The sequence below is a fragment of the Flavobacterium sp. genome (assembly GCF_043778725.1).
Classification (GTDB): domain Bacteria; phylum Bacteroidota; class Bacteroidia; order Flavobacteriales; family Flavobacteriaceae; genus Flavobacterium.
Genome location: NZ_JAYWFT010000015.1, coordinates 22,706 through 40,268, shown reverse-complemented (window position 1 = coordinate 40,268; position 17,563 = coordinate 22,706). Strand labels below are relative to the sequence as shown.

General features: G+C 32.9%; 14 protein-coding genes. 13 read left to right on the top strand and 1 reads right to left on the bottom strand.

Annotated elements, in window-relative coordinates; genetic code table 11:
- Positions 1–97 precede the first annotated feature (97 nt).
- From ACH2CG_RS01950 to ACH2CG_RS01900, 11 genes are all read left to right on the top strand, one after another.
- On the top strand, positions 98–1,045 hold the full coding sequence (locus tag ACH2CG_RS01950) for a GSCFA domain-containing protein (protein WP_395061664.1): 948 nt from the start codon (positions 98–100) through the stop codon (positions 1,043–1,045).
- Between the two features lie 79 nt (positions 1,046–1,124).
- Positions 1,125–1,496 (top strand): hypothetical protein, encoded by a 372-nt coding sequence (locus ACH2CG_RS01945; RefSeq protein WP_395061662.1) that lies wholly within the window; start codon positions 1,125–1,127, stop codon positions 1,494–1,496.
- 27 nt (positions 1,497–1,523) lie between these two features.
- On the top strand, positions 1,524–3,317 hold the full coding sequence (locus ACH2CG_RS01940) for a PQQ-binding-like beta-propeller repeat protein (RefSeq protein WP_395061660.1): 1,794 nt from the start codon (positions 1,524–1,526) through the stop codon (positions 3,315–3,317).
- A 65-nt stretch (positions 3,318–3,382) separates the two neighbouring features.
- Positions 3,383–4,789, top strand: coding sequence for a hypothetical protein (locus ACH2CG_RS01935; RefSeq protein WP_395061658.1), 1,407 nt, complete (start codon positions 3,383–3,385; stop codon positions 4,787–4,789).
- Positions 4,790–4,842: 53 nt separating this feature from the next.
- Positions 4,843–5,508 carry a DUF4230 domain-containing protein gene (locus tag ACH2CG_RS01930; RefSeq protein WP_395061656.1) on the top strand — a complete coding sequence of 222 codons (666 nt, stop codon included), beginning with the start codon at positions 4,843–4,845 and terminating at the stop codon, positions 5,506–5,508.
- A gap of 70 nt (positions 5,509–5,578) precedes the next feature.
- Entirely contained in the window at positions 5,579–5,860 is a 282-nt protein-coding gene (locus ACH2CG_RS01925; RefSeq protein WP_395061654.1) for a hypothetical protein, read from the top strand.
- A gap of 26 nt (positions 5,861–5,886) precedes the next feature.
- Positions 5,887–7,803: an ATP-binding protein gene (locus tag ACH2CG_RS01920; RefSeq protein WP_395061652.1), complete on the top strand. Its 1,917-nt coding sequence runs from the start codon at positions 5,887–5,889 to the stop codon at positions 7,801–7,803.
- Between the two features lie 5 nt (positions 7,804–7,808).
- The gene (locus ACH2CG_RS01915) at positions 7,809–9,554 is read left to right on the top strand and encodes a tetratricopeptide repeat protein (protein ID WP_395061650.1); all 1,746 of its coding nucleotides are present in this window, start codon (positions 7,809–7,811) and stop codon (positions 9,552–9,554) included.
- A 1-nt stretch (position 9,555) separates the two neighbouring features.
- Complete coding sequence (locus ACH2CG_RS01910; RefSeq protein ID WP_395061648.1) at positions 9,556–10,203, top strand: response regulator; 648 nt, start codon at positions 9,556–9,558, stop codon at positions 10,201–10,203.
- Between the two features lie 93 nt (positions 10,204–10,296).
- Complete coding sequence (locus ACH2CG_RS01905; RefSeq protein ID WP_395061646.1) at positions 10,297–11,751, top strand: SUMF1/EgtB/PvdO family nonheme iron enzyme; 1,455 nt, start codon at positions 10,297–10,299, stop codon at positions 11,749–11,751.
- Positions 11,752–11,833: 82 nt separating this feature from the next.
- A complete protein-coding gene (locus ACH2CG_RS01900; RefSeq protein ID WP_395061644.1) occupies positions 11,834–14,953 on the top strand; it encodes a T9SS type A sorting domain-containing protein in 3,120 nt (1,039 codons plus the stop codon).
- Between the two features lie 78 nt (positions 14,954–15,031).
- Here ACH2CG_RS01900 and ACH2CG_RS01895 read toward each other — a convergent pair whose 3' ends face one another.
- Positions 15,032–15,340 (bottom strand): rhodanese-like domain-containing protein, encoded by a 309-nt coding sequence (locus ACH2CG_RS01895; protein ID WP_395061642.1) that lies wholly within the window; start codon positions 15,338–15,340, stop codon positions 15,032–15,034.
- A 132-nt stretch (positions 15,341–15,472) separates the two neighbouring features.
- On the opposite strand from ACH2CG_RS01895, the gene ACH2CG_RS01890 reads away from it, so the two are divergent.
- Together ACH2CG_RS01890 and paaE are read left to right on the top strand one after the other, a co-directional pair.
- Positions 15,473–16,042 carry a TetR/AcrR family transcriptional regulator gene (locus ACH2CG_RS01890; RefSeq protein WP_395061640.1) on the top strand — a complete coding sequence of 190 codons (570 nt, stop codon included), beginning with the start codon at positions 15,473–15,475 and terminating at the stop codon, positions 16,040–16,042.
- Between the two features lie 164 nt (positions 16,043–16,206).
- Positions 16,207–17,280 (top strand): 1,2-phenylacetyl-CoA epoxidase subunit PaaE, encoded by a 1,074-nt coding sequence (gene paaE, locus ACH2CG_RS01885; RefSeq protein WP_395061638.1) that lies wholly within the window; start codon positions 16,207–16,209, stop codon positions 17,278–17,280.
- The last annotated feature ends 283 nt before the right edge of the window (positions 17,281–17,563 follow it).

Below are 17,563 nucleotides of genomic sequence, written 5' to 3'. Positions count from 1 at the left end.
AAAGTAGTGAATAGATTTACATGGGTAACAAATTCAAAGAAATGGTTTGATTGTTAGTTTAATAAATTTCATACTTTTGAATCTTCAACGACACACTATGAACTTTACCACCAAAATTGCAATAGAAAAACATCAAAATCCAATAGATTACACCTCTAAAATTCTGTCATTGGGTTCTTGTTTTGCAGAAAATATAGGAGCGAAGTTTGATTATTTTAAATTTCAAAATACCACCAATCCGTTTGGGATAATCTTCAATCCAGTTTCGATTGAAAAATTAGCGAATCGAATTGTAAATAAAATCGAATTTACAGAAAACGATATTTTTTTTCACAACGATTTATGGCATTGTTACGAAGTTCATTCGGATTTAAGTCATTCTAGCAAAGAAGAATTTCTTCAAAATCTAAACGAAATTATCTCATTTTCATATTCTCAAATTGTCTCATTAACCCATTGCATAATCACTTACGGAACTTCGTGGATTTATAAAAATAAAGTTTCTAATGAAGTCGTTGCTAATTGTCATAAAGTAACACAAAATCAATTTGATAAAGAAATTTTATCAGCTGATAAGATAGAAAAATCAATCAAAAGCACCATTGATTTAATTCAGAAAATAAATCCAAATTGTCAATTTATTTTCACAATTTCACCGGTTCGACATATCAAAGATGGCTTTGTAGAAAACCAACGAAGCAAGGCACATCTAATAACTGCGATTCAAAACTTGCAACTCGCAACTTGCAACTCTCAATACTTTCCTTCCTACGAAATTCTAATGGATGAACTTCGCGATTACAGATTTTATGCTGACGATATGTTGCATCCAAGTCAAATTGCTATAGATTATATCTGGATAAAATTCTTTGAAAACTATGTTTCAGAAACTGAATTTGAAACCATGAATGAAGTTTGTTCCATTCAAAAATCACTTTTACACCGCGCTTTCAATCCAGACACTGAAAATCATCAGAAATTTTTGAAAAATCTTCAACAAAAAATTGCACAACTTCAGCAGCAATTGCCTCTTGTAAAGTTTTAGTTAAAAATACGTATTTATTCGTATTTCTTGCCTTTTGTTTTGGTTATAAGTTTGCCTTGTAACAAAAATATATTTGGTCATGAAATTAATAAAAATAGTTTTCGGATTAACTTTCTTGCTGCTACTTTCTCCTGTAATGCAGGCGCAACGACCTGTGCTTACTGATGAAGAAGTTGTTGCAGAAACAGTTACGAATGAAATAAATGCTGTATTTCAATCTTCTGATTTTACAAAGAAAAAGAATAAAAAATTTGCCGACGTAAAAGGTACAATGACCATTGATATTGGTGTGGTGCAAAACGGAAAAGTGTCTACATTCTTCAAAGTAGATAGCGATATTAAAAATCCGAATTTCACCAATTTCATGTCAGATTATATTTTGGATCACAAATTTGACTTCAAACTTCAAAAACAACAGCGCTACAAAATTCGCTATACAATTACATTTTAACAATCAACCTCTAAAAATTAATTCACAATGAAAAAACAACTATCAATTGTATTTTTTTCCATTTGTATGATGGGAACTTTAACATCCAATGCGCAATTTGGAAAGTTACTAGACAAAGTAAAAGGAAAATCTGGTGCCGGAAAAAAATCGGGAAGTTTTGCTACCGTTTGGGAATCAGAATTTGAAAATAAAGCATCATTTCTTTCTTTGGCAAATGGCGACGGAAGTGTAATTCTTGCTACAGACGACAATTCGGCATCGGTTTTAAATAGCGAAGGAAAACCAGTTTGGAATGGCGATTACAAAAAAATAACTACCAATAAAACTAATAATTCTGAATATCAATTTGCTATTTTTAAAGAAAATGGAGGCGGTTATTTGTTTCTTTTCGATTCACGAAGTATGGGAACAGACAGAGTTGCATGTATCGACATGGCGTCAGGAAAGGAATTATGGAATTCTGAACAATATCAAAATTTAATTCAAAAAGGAGCAAAATCACTAGAAGGTTCCGATCAAGGTGAGTTAGAAACTGTAAAATATATTTCAGAATTGGACGCGTTTTTAATCTCACAAAAAGCATCTGTTATTTTAGTAAAAGCCAATACTGGCGAGAAAATTTGGGAAACCAATCGTTTTAAAGGTGGTGTTGGAAAATATGTTTATGATGCCAAAAGAAACGAAATTATCATGGTTAATTTTAAACCAACAGCTTTGGGTTCTTTATTTGCAGGTTTCAAAAATCAGTTGGTTAGAATTAATGCCGTTAATGGCGAAGTGCTATGGGACGCTACTTTTACTGGTGCTGTAGAAAAAGAATTGGTAACGCGTCGTGCCATTATTGATTTGTGGGTTAAAGACGATAAAGTTTTTATTTACCTTAACGGATTGATGGCTTACGATTATAAAACTGGACAAAAACTATGGGAATCTGTTTATGAAACCGATATGGACAAAGGCGCAGGCGGACTTTTTAATGGAAACAGCAGAAAGAAAATTTATAGAACAATTGCAGATCCATTGTTTACTAAAGAGGCCGTTTATATTGTTATTTTAGGAACTCGTGATCGTACCAAATATGTTGAAAAACACGACATGCAATCGGGAAAATTATTATGGGCATCAGAGAAAATTACTGGCGCATTATCGATGCCAAATATCTACAAAGCTGGAAATAGAGTATTGGTGCAAGTGGGTGGAAAAGTTCAAATTCAAGAAATAAGAACTACTAAAGATGGAACTTATTATTCGGTTTATTGGGCATATAGAGATCAAAAAAATGGAGTTTTATCGCTTGATGATGCTAATGGAACGACTGCTTGGCGATCTGAAAAATTTGATAAAAGAATTACAGATTTAATTGTAGACGAAGATAAATCGGTTTTTGTTGGTGATGGTGATGAGTTTTATGGTTATGATATTGCATCAGGAAAACAATTATTTGATGTAAAACACAATGATGCTAAAGTAGGCAGAGCGACTGATGTAATTGATTTTGAAGATAAAGTGGTTGTTTTATCTGAAAAAGGATTGGCAGCTTACAATAAAAAAGACGGTTCACGAGCTTATGCTTCTGAAAAAATTAAAGGAGTAGATTATTTTTATCACATTGGCGATAATTATTTCTTGAGAGACCAACGCAATAGTAAAAATATTATTTATGGTATAGACATGACTAATGGCGAAACCAAAGGTTCGGTCGAATCTAAAGGTAAAGGTGGAAGTCCGCTTTATGGAAACGGAATTGACATTACAACCGATGGAGAATATATTTTTGCCTTTAAAGGAAAAAAAGTAGAAAAAATCAAAGTGAATAATTAGAGGTTATTAAGCTTTGTTGCTTGGGCTGTGACTTTGTTGCAGCCCATTTTTTAAATATTATTATTATGAAAAAATACATTTATCTATTCTCTATTTTCTTTTCTCTATATTTTGCCAACGCACAACAAGTACAATGGGCATCAAAAGTGATAAAATTCACATCCGATTTAGGCGGAAAGCAATTCGGAATTAAAAGAATTTTGGGCAAACCCGATGTTTTTCCACAAGGCGGATATAGTGGTAATGCATGGACACCAAAAAATGCTCTTGATGGACGAGAAATCATAATTGTAGGATATGAAAAACCTCAAACAGTAAAGCAAGTTGCCGTTTTTGAAAACCTAAATGCTGGTTGCGTTACCCGAATATTTATTTCTACCGATGGCGAAAAATTTGATGCCGTTTGGTCACGAAAACCCGATTACAAAACGCCTCGATACAAAACCACTTTAATAACCGATAGGAGTTATTATTTTAAACGAAAACGAAGAAAAGTAGAAGAAATACCCGATGTTTTTAATCCAGGAATTGAATATGCAATCTTAGACAATGCAGTTTCTAATGTTGTTGCTGTTAAAGTCGAATTTAGTTTTGCTTTGCTTCCAGGTCAGAAACAAATTGATGCTATTGGAATTTCTGATAGTGAGATTTCTATTGATGCGAAAATTAATACCAGTGCTGTTTTTGATACTTTACCCAATCCAGAAGCTATAAATTTTGATAAAGAAATCTTTAATTGTCTTTTGTCTAATGATGGGCAACAATTGTATTTTACCGTTACCGAAAATGATAAAGATGCCGTTTATTTGTGTCAAAAAGAAGCTAATAATAAATGGTCAACGCCAATTGCACAAGCCGTTTTGAACGATAACGAACGCTACAATTATATTGAATATTCCAATGCTGATTTCATGATAAAAGGCGGAATTCCATATACTATAAATTCGGGTGTTAGTGGTTTTGAATTTATTGATAAAAACGGAACCAAAGAACCCATAAAAATTACTGCGTTCTCGAACTATGAAGATACTGCCGATTTAACAATTACCGCCGATAAAAAACAATTGATTTTGGCAATAAATACCGATTTCACACAAGGCGGAACCGATTTATATTTTACCACAAGAAAAGAAGACGGCACGTATGGATTGCTTCAAAATATGGGAAAATCCATCAATTCTGCCAATGATGAATCTACGCCACAGTTGTTGAGCGATACTAAAACACTTTTGTTTTCGTCAACTGGTTACAGCAGTTTTGGAGATCATGATATTTATATAGCGTATCGATTAGATGATACTTGGAAAAACTGGAGCGAACCAGTAAATCTTGGAGCAAAAATTAACGGAGCAGAATTTGACGGTTCGCCTTATTATGATGAAAAATCAGAAATTTTGTATTATATTAAATCTATTGAGGGTAAAACTTTTTTGAATTGGATTAAAATTCCAAAGGCGAGTATTTTCAAATAAATCCACTTTTTGCTTGTCATATTTTTATATCTTCGTTGTCAAATACAATAATTATGACACAGCAAACTCCTTCAAAAGTTGGTTTTTTTGGAGCAATAGCCGAAATTAGAAAATGGGCAATTGTTATTCTTTCGGCATTGGTTTTGTTTTTTGGATATAAGTATTTCACTTCGTCCAAAGAAGGTTCGACGGTAGAATATGACACCAATTTAATTCAGGAGCAAATAAAAAATGTAGGTAAATTGGTTGTTACCGAAGGTCATTTCTCGCAAGTAATGACTTATAAAGATCAAAATAAATACCTCGGAAACTTAATTTCGTTCGATAAAAAAGCATTGGTAGTTATCAATGCTGATGTGACTGTGAGCTTTGATTTGAGTAAAGTAACTTATGATATTGATGCGCCAAATAAGATGTTAACGATTACCAATATTCCGAAAGAAGAAATAAAAATTAGTCCAGATATTAAATATTATAATGTAGATCAAAGTACGTTTAACGAATTTACTGGCGAGGATTACAATAAAATAAATAAAATAGCTAAGGCAAATCTATCCAAAAAAATAGAACAATCTACCTTAAAAACCAATGCTAAAAATAGATTGATAAGTGAGCTTTCTAAGATATTAATTGTAACCAATTCTATGGGTTGGAAACTGCAATATAATGGCGAAGTGGTCAATTCTGACAAAGAGTTTAATCTAAAAATTAAAGGATAAATACGTATTTCTTCGTATTGTTTTATACAAACCATTACGTCAATTTTGTAATTGATTTAATGGTTTTTTTATGACAAATCTATTCGTTTTTTTAATAGTTGTACTTCTTTTTGTTATTTCATTTCTCCTATACAAAAATGCAGAAATAAAGAACAGTCATGCTAAAACTATGGAGCAATTACACCAAATGATTGTTGCTTTAAACAAAAGACAAAAAATGCTTAATGACAAGATTTTCATATCTGACCAATACAATTCTAGCTACAAGAAAGACATGAAAAATTTGGGTGATGATGTTGTTGAACTTCAAAAAGTTTTTATAGAAATCATTTCTAAAGGAAATAATAATTAAATTTAGACAATGAAAATACTAACTTTATGATTAAGAAAGCAATAGTTGTTGTAATATTAGTTTTAGTTTCCTGTAAAAATAAAGACGAAAAACTAATTTCGACTTCATTTTCTAGCCATCAAAAACAGGTTGTAAACTGGTTTAATACGGCTTATTCGCTTCGAAATTCCGATTATTTTAAGATTAGAAATTATGCCGATAGTATTAAAAAAAATACGACTAATGAACCCAATAATTTTAAGGCTTTAGGTTGCATCTGCGACGGAATTTATTACCACCGAATGAGTGATGAACTTGAAAGTTTTAAAAACTACACAACAGCTTTCAATTTATTAAAAAAGTCTAAAAACGATTCGTTGCTAGTTATAACTTGCAGTGGATTAGGTAATTATTATAAAAATAATGGTGATTATCCCAACTCGTTAAAGAATTTATTAATTGCTTTGCAACTTGCAGAAAAACTTAAAGATACTGTAAAAATTGGCGGAATTCACGCTAATTTAGGTCAAATGTATTTGCAAAAGGAAGACAGCGATTTGGCAAAAAAACATTTAGATAGTGCCAGAAAAATATTAGCAAAAAATAAAAATAACGGTTCCTACTTGGTTGCCATTCACACTATGGCAAATATCTATGGTATGAATGGTGATTTTAAACAAGCATTAGCACTTGACGACGAAGGATTAAAAATTTGCGAAAGCATAAAATCTAGAGATTTAAAAGCCACATTTCTAGACAATAAAGCCAATTGTTTTATGTATTCTAATAAATTGGACAGTGCCAAATATTATTTTGATGCGTGTTTAGAATTGGATTTAGTAAATAAAAGTCAGAAGCAAATTTCCGATTCGTATGCTAATTTGGCACAACTCGCTTTATTTTCTAATAAACCATTGGAAGTTGAAAGGTACACCAATTTAAGTATTTCGATTGCCGAAAAAGTAAATTACAATCCAGGTTTGGTGAAAAATTATAAAGTGTTAATCGATTTTTACAAAGGTCAAGGTAATTATAAAAAAGCATTAGATATTTCAGAAAAATACCAGTTGGTGTACAAGAAATTAATTAATGAAAAAAAGGAAGCTTCTATTGCTCAGTTAAAAACTTTTTATGAAGATGATAAAAAAGAAAAAGAACTTTTAATTTCTAAAGCCAAAATATCTGAAAAAGAACTTCAAATAAAAAATAAAACCGCTCAATTTCAAATTCTTGGGTTAATTTCATTGGCACTTGTAGTTATTAGTTATTTGATTTATAGACAACAAAAACTTAAAAACAAACAACAAGAGCAAGAATTTTTATTAAAATCGGAAATTAAAGAAATAGAAAATCATACCAAAATTCAGGAACAACGATTATTGATTTCTAAAGATTTACAAGACAGTCTTGGAGCACAATTCACCTATATTATTTCGTCAATTGATAATTTAAAATATGCAAAATTAATTGAAAATGAGAAGGTCGAAAAGCAACTTACTAAAATTAGTAATTATACAAAATCTACTTTTATAGAACTTCGAGATACTATTTGGGCAATGAAAAGTAGCGAATACACCTTTGAAGACATGCAATCGCGCATTAGTAATTTTGCCGAAAAAGCACTAGAAGAAAAAACTAATATTGATTTCGAATTTGTAATTAATGAAGATGTAAAAGACACAAAACTATCATTAATTGTAGGAATAAACATTTATAGAAGCATTCAAGAAGCTGTAAATAATGCCATAAAATTTTCAGGTGCAAGTGCTATAAAAGTCACCATTTCTAAAGATAAAATTGCCATTGTAATAGAGGTTCACGATAACGGAAATGGATTTGATTTAGCATCGGCAGAATATGGAAGTGGCTTGCAAAATATAGAAAAAAGAATAGAAGAAATAGGAGGTAAGTTTACCATAAATTCTAATAAAAACGAAGGGACAACAATACTAATTTTGATATAAATAAGATGAAAAAAACACTTTTTTTTCTTTTGATTTCTTCAATTTGTTTTTCACAAAGCAAGAATTCTATTGATGCAATTAATAAAATTCCGTTTCAGGATAGAATTAAAAATGCTTCATTATTAGAAGCTACTTTTTTGAAAAATGCTACTGATGCATATAAAATAAATTATCAATTAGGATTGGCCGAAAGTTATGCTAATTTAAGTTTGGTTTATTATTATCAAGGAAAGTACGAGAAAGATTTGTATTATTCTTTAAAAGCAATTTCACTATTTGAAAAGAACAATGAAAAAGAAAAATTAGCTAAAGAATATGGTGAGTTGGGCTATCGAATTAAAAAGCGCAATCTTTTAAAAGCGCAAATTTTTATGCAAAGAGGAATGAAAATCGCCCAAAAAAATAATTTTGAAAAACCGCTTTTAGGCATTTATAATAATTATGGTGTTCTCAAAGAAATGCAAAATGAATTGGATAGCGCATTATTTTTCTACAAAAAAGGATTAATTCTAAAAGAAAAAGTAAATGATAAATTAGGAATTCCTTATAGTTTAAACAACATTGCTGGCGTTTATGTAATGCGAAAACAATATAATGAAGCAATAAAATTATACAATGAAGCACTTTCTATTCGGAAACAAATAAAAGACAATGTTGGTGTTGCAGAAAATCTATCCTATTTTGGAGATTTGTATTTTGCACAAAAAAACTACCAAAAAGCCATTTCATATTATCAAAAAACAGTGCACGATGCTTTGCAATTTAATTATATAGATTTAATTCAATACAGTTACAAAAAACTCTCAGAATGTTATGAGTTATTGGGGCAACCTGACTTGGCATTTTCTAATTTTAAAAAATATTCAGAATATAAAGACTTGATTTTAAATAAAGAAACCAATGCGAAAATTGCAGAATTGGATGTGAAATATGAATCTAACAAAAAAGAAAAGCAACTTCTACAACAAGAAATAGAAGCTAAAAACTCTAGAAATAAACTAATTGCAGTTTCGGTGTTGGCATTATTTATAGGTTTGATTGGATTTCTAATTTACCGCCAGCAAAAACTAAAAAACAAACAGCAAGAACAAGAATACGAACTGAAATCGGCAATTTCTCAAATAGAGACTCAAAACAAATTGCACGAACAGCGACTCTCAATTTCACGAGATTTGCACGATAATATTGGTGCGCAATTAACCTTTGTAATTTCGTCTATTGACAATTTAAAATTTGGAAATAAAATTACTGATACTAAAATAAACAACCAATTAACCAAAATTAGCGACTTTACTAAAGCTACTATTATTGAGCTACGAGATACTATTTGGGCAATGAATACCTCAGAATTTGCCTTTGATGACTTGCGTTCAAGAATTTTTAATTTTATAGAAAAAGCTAAAAGTGCTAAAGAAGATATTGATTTTAAATTTGCAATAGACAATAAACTGAAAGACATAAAATTGTCATCATTAGTAGGGATTAATATTTATAGAACCATTCAAGAAGCTATAAATAATGCAGTAAAATATAGTGATGGCAATGAAATTTTAGTAAATATATACAAACAAAATAATGATATTAAAATAGATGTTACCGATAACGGAAAAGGATTTGATATTGAAAACACAAACTTTGGAAACGGATTGTATAACATGAAAAAACGAATTGAAGAAATAAACGGTACTTTCAAGATTGATTCACAAACAAACAAAGGAACAACAATAAGTTTTTCTTTAAATAACAAGTAAAATGATAAAAATAGCCATAGTTGACGACAATACTTTTTTGCAAAAAGCGATTCAAGATAAACTCTCTTTTTTTGATGAAATAGATGTAAAATTTAAAGCAAATGATGGACTTGATTTATTGGATAAACTGGAAAAAAATCACAACATCGATTTAATTCTTATGGACATAGAAATGCCCAAAATGAATGGAATTGAAGCTACAGAAAATGTGAAAAACAAACATCCGCAAATAAAAATTATAATGCTCACCGTTTTTGATAACGACGAAAACATTTTTAAATCTATAAAAGCTGGTGCCGATGGCTATCTATTAAAAGAAATTAATCCCGAAGAACTTCATAATGCCATAAATGAAACCTTAAATGGTGGTGCAGCAATGACGCCATCAATAGCATTAAAAACACTAAAATTACTGCGCGATCCAGTAGTTTTTGATAATTTAGAAGTTTGTGATGAGGTAGTTTTAACCCCAAGAGAAATTGAAGTTTTAGAGCAACTTAGCAAAGGATTAAAATACAATGCAATTGCCGATAATTTGTTTCTTTCGTCAGGAACAATAAGAAAACATGTTGAAAATATTTACAATAAACTTAAAGTTCACAATAAACTGGAAGCCATTCAAAAGGCAAAAAGTAATAAAATAATATAGATTATTGATTTCTTAAAAATACGCAAAACAGCGTATTTTTTTGTGTTTTATAGTGACCTAAGTTTGTCCTATAACTTTTTAAAAATCAATACAATGAAATCAAAAAAATTATTTTCAAAAATTGCCTTAGCAGTTACTTTTTTATTTGCAATAAATGCTTCTGCAAATAATGTACAAATTACAGGAACATCAGTTTCGGGTTCCAACATCACTTTTAATATCTCTTGGGACAACAGTTGGAATGCTTCTGTCGCACCTAATAATTGGGATGCGGTTTGGGTTTTTATCAAATACCAAGATTGTAATACTAGACTTTGGGCACATGCAGGTTTGAGTTCGCTTGCAACAGATCATTCAACTTCTTCACCTTTACAAGTTGATCCAGTTGCTGATGGACGAGGCGTTTTCATCCGCAGAAGCGCAATTGGTGGCGGAACTGTAGCTTCTACGTCGGTAACACTAAAAATGACAATTCCAGCTGGAACGTTTAACTATAAAGTTTTCGGAATAGAAATGGTAAATGTGCCTCAAAATAATTTTCAAATAGGTGACGGTACAAGTGCTTCAACTTTTAATAGTATTAATATCACTGCAACTACACAATCTGCCGGTTTAACTTCTGCTACTTTAGGCGGTGCTGCAACTAATGTGCCTGCAACTTTTCCAATGGGTTACAACGCTTTTTATTGTATGAAATATGAAATTTCTCAATTACAATATGTAGAATATTTAAACTCTTTAACTTACGACCAACAAGCGGCACACGTAGCCAATGACCCAATTGGTGCTATTGGAACTTATGCAATGTTTACAGGTTTCAACTATAGAAATGGTATCAGAATTTCAACTCCGGGAAACAATGGTGCAATTCCAGCTGTTTATGTTTGTGATGCAACTGCTGGTGTAGAAAATAATAGTGATGACGGACAAGGAACTGCAATGAATAATCTTAGTTGGAGCGATGTTTCTGCCTATTTAGATTGGGCTGCTTTACGACCAATGACCGAAATGGAATTTGAAAAAGTATGCCGCGGAACAACCAATCGTGTTGCCGATGAATATCCTTGGGGAACAATCGAAATGAATGCAATTTACTCTCAATTGGGCGGACTTATTAATGATTATTTAGCTAATGAAACATGGACGCCAGCAACTAATGGAACTTGTGCTGCAGGAATTGGATCGGGTTCTGGAGTTTTTGGACCAGTTAAAGTTGGTGCTTTTGCAACTGGTTCTTCTGGAAGAGCTTCGGCTGGTGCAGCCTATTACGGCGCAATGGAACTTGGTGGAAATGTAGCCGAAAGATTTATTACAACTTCAAATGCAAGTGGAACAGTTTTCAACGGAACTTTAGGTGACGGAACAATTACAGCAAGTGGTTTGGCAAATCAAGCAACTTGGCCAGATCCAGCTACTGCAGTTGGTGTAGGTTTTAGAGGTGGCGATTATGTAAATGTTGTGGCAAGAGTAAAAACTTCTGATAGAGCAAGTATTACAACAGTTAGCGCTATAAGACAATATAATTTTGGTGGTCGTGGCGTGAGATAATAATCTAATTTGAAAGAAATGTTTTAAAATAAATTCATTTCTAAATCAAAATTATTAACAATTTTAAAATCAAATTAGAATTATGAAAACAACTAAAAATTATATAGTTGTATTCTTAATCGTTTTGTTGACACATTTATCGTCTTATGCTCAATACAATGGAGGAACTTCCTCTGGATCTTTTTCTGAAGAATTGAGTATAACATCCTGCGGAATTCCTGCGCATTTTAACGCATATTTTGGAGGAAACAATGACGGATCAACAGTAGATGAATTAAGTAATACAGCATGTGGAATTCCACCATCTTTTTTTGCCTATTTAGGTGGAGACAATGATGGCGCAACAGTAGACGAATTGTCTGCTACTTCATGCGGAATTCCACCATCATTTTTTACCTACATGGGTGGCGATAATGATGGCGCAACAACAGATGAAACGATTATAGGAATATGTCCTTTTCCTCCTTCATTTTATGCTTATTTTGGTGGCGATAATGACGGAGCCGTTGTTGATGCAACACCACAAATTTGCCCAACACAACCGCCAGTTGCAAGTTTTACAGCTAGTGCAACGAGTGTTTGTATAGGTCAATCGGTTACATTTACTGATACTTCAACCAATATTCCATCGGCTTGGACTTGGACTTTTACTGGCGGAACTCCAAACAGTTCAACAATTCAAAATCCAGTAATAACATATAACACTGCTGGTAGTTATGCAGTAACATTAGTGGCTGCAAATTATAACGGAACAGGTACGGTAACTTTAAACGCTTACATAAATGTATTTGCTAATCCTTTAGTTACAACTACAACTCCATCAAGTAGATGCGATGTTGGAACAGTAACTTTACAGGCAACAACTAATATTGGAATTTTAAATTGGTATGCAAATCCAACAGGTGGAACAGCTATTGCAACTGGAGTAAGTTTTGTAACACCAAGTATTTCAGCAACTACAACGTATTATGTTGAATCTATTAACGGAGTTTGTACTTCCGCAAGAGTTCCAGTAATTGCAACGGTAAATACAACACCAACAATAACTTCAACAACACCAGCAAGTCGTTGTGATGCAGGAAGTGTAACATTAAATGCGACATCAAGTGCAGGAAATACAATTTGGTATGCAAATCCAACTGGCGGTACTCCTTTGGCAACAACCAATAATTTTACAACTCCAAGTATAAGTGCAACAACTACTTATTATGTAGAAGCAACAACAGGAAGTTGTACGTCACCAAGAATAGCAGTAATTGCAACTGTAAATACAACGCCAATTATTACAGCAACTACACCAAACAGTCGTTGTGATGCAGGAACAGTAACATTATCGGCAACAGCCAATTCTGGGACTATTAATTGGTTTGCAAACGCATCTGGCGGAACAAGTTTAGCAACTGGTACAAGTTTTACAACACCAAGTATTTCAGTTTCTACAACATATTATGTAGAAGGTTCTAACGGAAGTTGTACTTCTACAAGAACTGCTGTGACTGCAACTGTAAATACAACTCCAACAATAACTTCAACTACGCCAAGTAGTAGATGCGATGCCGGAAGTGTAACATTAAATGTAACATCAAGCGCTGGAAATGTAGTTTGGTATGCCAACGCAACTGGTGGAACTCCTTTGGCAACGACCAATAATTTTACAACACCAAGTATTTCAATAACTACAACCTATTATGTAGAAGCAGTAAACGGAAGTTGTGCAACAGGAACAAGAACAGCGGTAATTGCTACAATTAATCCTAGTCCTACAATAATTTCAACAACTCCAACAACCATTTGTGGTGGCGATACCTTTACTATTTCGGCAACAGCAAGTGCAGGAACTTTAGCTTGGTATAATGTGCCAACTGGTGGAATTGTTCAAGGTTCGGGAAATAACTTTTCGTTAAGTAATTGGTCAACTACAACTACATTTTATGTTCAAGCAACAAACGGAAGTTGTCAATCGGCTAGAATTCCTGTTCTCGTAACTGTAAACGATAGACCATTCAATACAACTTTAACGCCTGCAAGTCGTTGCGGAACAGGAACGGTAACTTTGGGCGCAACTTTCTCCGTTGGAACTATCAATTGGTATAGTGTTCCGAGTGGTGGAACTTCAATTGCAACAGGTTCAAGTTTTACAACACCAAGTATTGCAACAACTACAACTTATTATGTAGAAGCAGTAAACAACGGATGTGTTTCTTCAATCAGAACGGCAATTACGGCTACAGTTTATGATATTCCAATAATAACATCAACTACGCCAGCAAGTAGATGCGGAACTGGAAGTGTTCAATTACAAGCAACATCAAATGTGGGAACAATAAGTTGGTTTGCCAATGCAAGTGGTGGAGCAGCATTAACTACCGGCGGAATATTCAACACACCAAGTTTAGCAACTTCAACAACCTATTATGTTGAGGTTACAAACGGAACTTGTATTTCTGCAAGAACTCCAATTACTGCAACTATTTTTACAGCAGTAACAGTTCTTTCAACAACTCCAGCAAGTAGATGCGATGCAGGAACACTAACGTTAAGTGCAACAACACAAGGTTTAGGAACATTAAATTGGTATGCAAATGCTTCTGGCGGAACGATATTAGCAACAGGTTCAAGTTTTACAACGCCAACTATTTCAGTATCTACAACCTATTATGTTGAAGCAACAAATGGTTCTTGTACTACTTCAAGAGTTGCTGTTACGGCTTCAATAAATCCAACAGCTGTACCAACCGGATTTGCAAATCAAACGTTTTGCGCAGGAGAAACTGTCGGATTAATATCTGTCACAGGTTCAAATATTGTTTGGTATGATGCACCGTCAAGCGGAAATGTAATTCCATCAGGAACAGCTTTAGTTTCGGGAACAACTTATTACGCTTCTCAAACGGTAACAAGTTGTGAAAGCCCAACAAGATTGGCAGTAACAATGACTTTAGGTGGATGTTTAGGAAACGAGGAATTTGTAGCAAACGTTATCAAATTATATCCAAATCCAGTAGTTGATTTTGTAACTATTTCTTCAACAGAAATGATGACAAATCTTGAAGTTGTGAATATACTTGGTCAAGTTGTCTTTTCAAAATCGGTAAACGAAAATGAAACAACAATTGATATGTCCAGATATTCATCAGGTTCATATATTGTTCGAGTTTTAGTTGATGATAAAGTGAAAATCTTTAAAGTAATTAAAAAGTAAGTAGTTTTTTATAATTGAGTTTTTTTCAAACCATCTCGTTAATTCGGGATGGTTTTTTTATTTTCCAAAATCCAAAAATTACAATTTATTTTGTAAACTGCTCCAACCGCCACCATTCATAGCTTCAATTCCATTATTCTTCAAAATGGATGTCGCTTGCGCACTTCTCATTCCACTAGCGCAACAAGCAATCACAGGTTTGTTCAATTTTTTAATACTGTCAATTTGATTTCCAATAGTATTCAACGGAATGTTTTTCGATCCTTTAATATGACCACTTTGAAATTCTCCAACGGTTCTCACGTCAATAATAACAGCTCCTTTGTCCATAAAATCTTTCACGCTTTCCGATTTCCCACCTAAACCCAACATGCTTAATAATCCCATATTTATATTTTTTATAATTTCTTTAATCTGTGTTCCAAATCAATGGATTTCTGAAGCAAAATTAAAACTATCCAATCTATATTTCAGTAACAAAAGTTACCCAAGTCAAAAAAATCTTTATATTTGATTCGTATGAAGATTACCGATAGAAAAACCGAAATTATAAACGTAGCAGCACAACTTTTCAAAGAAAAAGGATACAGCGCTGTAACCATGCGTGACATCGCCCAAGCTATGGATATCAAGGCGGCAAGTCTTTATAATCACATCAAATCCAAACAAGAAATTTTAGTGTTAATCGTTATCGAAATCGCCGAAGAATTTACTTCTGTAATCGATGAAATACTAGCTTCTAATGACACAACCATCCAAAAAATTGAACGAGTAATACAACTTCATATCGATATTACATTAAGAAATTCAGATGCTTTAGCTTGCCTAAACAACGATTGGATGCACCTAACCGACGACGATTTAATTTATTTCATCAAAATGCGAAACGACTACGAAGAAAGTTTTCGAGAAATCATCAAAATAGGAATCGCCAACGGAGAAATCAAAAACCTAAACATCGAAGTCATAATTTTTTCAACACTTTCAACACTAAGAACACTCTACATTTGGTACGGAAAGAAAAAAACAATAAAACCCGAAGTACTAAAAGCAAACATGATTCAGGTGTTACTCAATGGAATTGTATAATTTCTCAAATTTCTAAAATCTCTGTTTCAAACTTTAAACTCAATGAACCTTAATGTCTTAATGTTTTAAAACAAAAAAAATATAACGTTTTCGTAACATATCAAAATTTTCACTAAATTTGCATAACAAACTAACAAGTGTTAGTTAAAAATTATTCAGTGGTTATGTCAAAATTTCACAGCATAAAAATTGCCGATATTTACAAGGAAACCAAAGATTGTTCCGTACTTTCTTTCGAAATTCCACACGAATTAAAGCAAGAATTCCAATACAAACAAGGACAACATCTTACACTAAAATCAATTATTGACGGTCAAGATACACGTCGTTCTTATTCATTATGCTCTTCTCCAAACGAAAATACATGGAAAATAGCTGTTAAAAAAATCAACGGCGGATTGTTTTCAACCTTCGTAAACGACACTTTAAGAAAAGGTGACACAATCGAATTAATGGCGCCAAACGGAGATTTCAACGTAGCAATCAACTCCGATAAATCTAAAAATTACATCGTTTTTGCGGCAGGAAGCGGAATCACACCAATTCTTTCCATTATAAAAACGCACTTAATTTCGGAACCAAACAGCACATTTAAACTGTTTTATCTCAATCGTACTGTAAAATCAATTATTTTTAAAGAAGAAATTGAGCAATTAAAAAATACCTATTTCGACCGATTCGAAATCTTCCATTTCTTAACCAAAGAACACCGAAGCATCGAACTGTTAAACGGACGATTTACACAAGAAAAATTACAAGTTCTTACCAAAAATATCATCGACATTCCAGCAACCGACGAATGTTTTATTTGCGGTCCAGAACAAATGATATTCCTAATCCGCGACGAATTAGTTGCCGCAGGTTTAGACAAAAATAAAATCCATTACGAACTGTTTACATCAGGAATTACTGACGAAGACAAAGTTCGAATGGCAAAAATAGTAGAGAAAAAGGTAGAAGGAACCGATGTAACAATCATCGACGGCGGAAAAGAATTCCATTTCGTCATGGACGACGATTTCGACAACATTCTAGACGGCGCATTAGCCGCTGGAGCCGATTTGCCATTCGCCTGCAAAGGTGGCGTTTGTAGCACCTGCAAGTGCAAAGTCATTTCAGGAACCGTCGAAATGAAAGTGAACTATGCTCTCGACGAAAACGAAGTCGCAAAAGGATTGGTGCTAAGCTGTCAAGCCGTACCCACATCAGAAAAGGTTGTAGTCGATTTTGGAGTATAGCACATTTCCTAACAGGTTTTTTTAACCTGTTAGGTATAAATTAAAAGTAAAATATTTTTTTTAGGAGCGAATGGCTTGAGCATTTTTACAATCCATTTTCCTGCTTTCCGTTGCAATCTTTTTCAATTGCCTCGGGTTTTAACCCGAGGCAATTGAAAAAGGATTTCCACTCCAATCAGGGCTAGAAAGCATTCGAAATGAATAAAAAATAAAATATAAGACAACAATTTCTTAAATGACCTTATATAACTTATATGGTTCGAGAGGAAAAAATATAATTTGG

Coding starts and splice junctions, on each gene's coding strand:
- ACH2CG_RS01900 (WP_395061644.1), top strand. CDS start 11,834: ATGAAAACAACTAAAAATTATATAGTTGTATTCTTAATCGTTTTGTTG.
- ACH2CG_RS01910 (WP_395061648.1), top strand. CDS start 9,556: ATGATAAAAATAGCCATAGTTGACGACAATACTTTTTTGCAAAAAGCG.
- ACH2CG_RS01945 (WP_395061662.1), top strand. CDS start 1,125: ATGAAATTAATAAAAATAGTTTTCGGATTAACTTTCTTGCTGCTACTT.
- ACH2CG_RS01925 (WP_395061654.1), top strand. CDS start 5,579: ATGACAAATCTATTCGTTTTTTTAATAGTTGTACTTCTTTTTGTTATT.
- ACH2CG_RS01890 (WP_395061640.1), top strand. CDS start 15,473: ATGAAGATTACCGATAGAAAAACCGAAATTATAAACGTAGCAGCACAA.
- ACH2CG_RS01950 (WP_395061664.1), top strand. CDS start 98: ATGAACTTTACCACCAAAATTGCAATAGAAAAACATCAAAATCCAATA.
- ACH2CG_RS01915 (WP_395061650.1), top strand. CDS start 7,809: ATGAAAAAAACACTTTTTTTTCTTTTGATTTCTTCAATTTGTTTTTCA.
- ACH2CG_RS01940 (WP_395061660.1), top strand. CDS start 1,524: ATGAAAAAACAACTATCAATTGTATTTTTTTCCATTTGTATGATGGGA.
- ACH2CG_RS01905 (WP_395061646.1), top strand. CDS start 10,297: ATGAAATCAAAAAAATTATTTTCAAAAATTGCCTTAGCAGTTACTTTT.
- ACH2CG_RS01895 (WP_395061642.1), bottom strand. CDS start 15,340: ATGGGATTATTAAGCATGTTGGGTTTAGGTGGGAAATCGGAAAGCGTG.
- ACH2CG_RS01930 (WP_395061656.1), top strand. CDS start 4,843: ATGACACAGCAAACTCCTTCAAAAGTTGGTTTTTTTGGAGCAATAGCC.
- paaE (WP_395061638.1), top strand. CDS start 16,207: ATGTCAAAATTTCACAGCATAAAAATTGCCGATATTTACAAGGAAACC.
- ACH2CG_RS01920 (WP_395061652.1), top strand. CDS start 5,887: ATGATTAAGAAAGCAATAGTTGTTGTAATATTAGTTTTAGTTTCCTGT.
- ACH2CG_RS01935 (WP_395061658.1), top strand. CDS start 3,383: ATGAAAAAATACATTTATCTATTCTCTATTTTCTTTTCTCTATATTTT.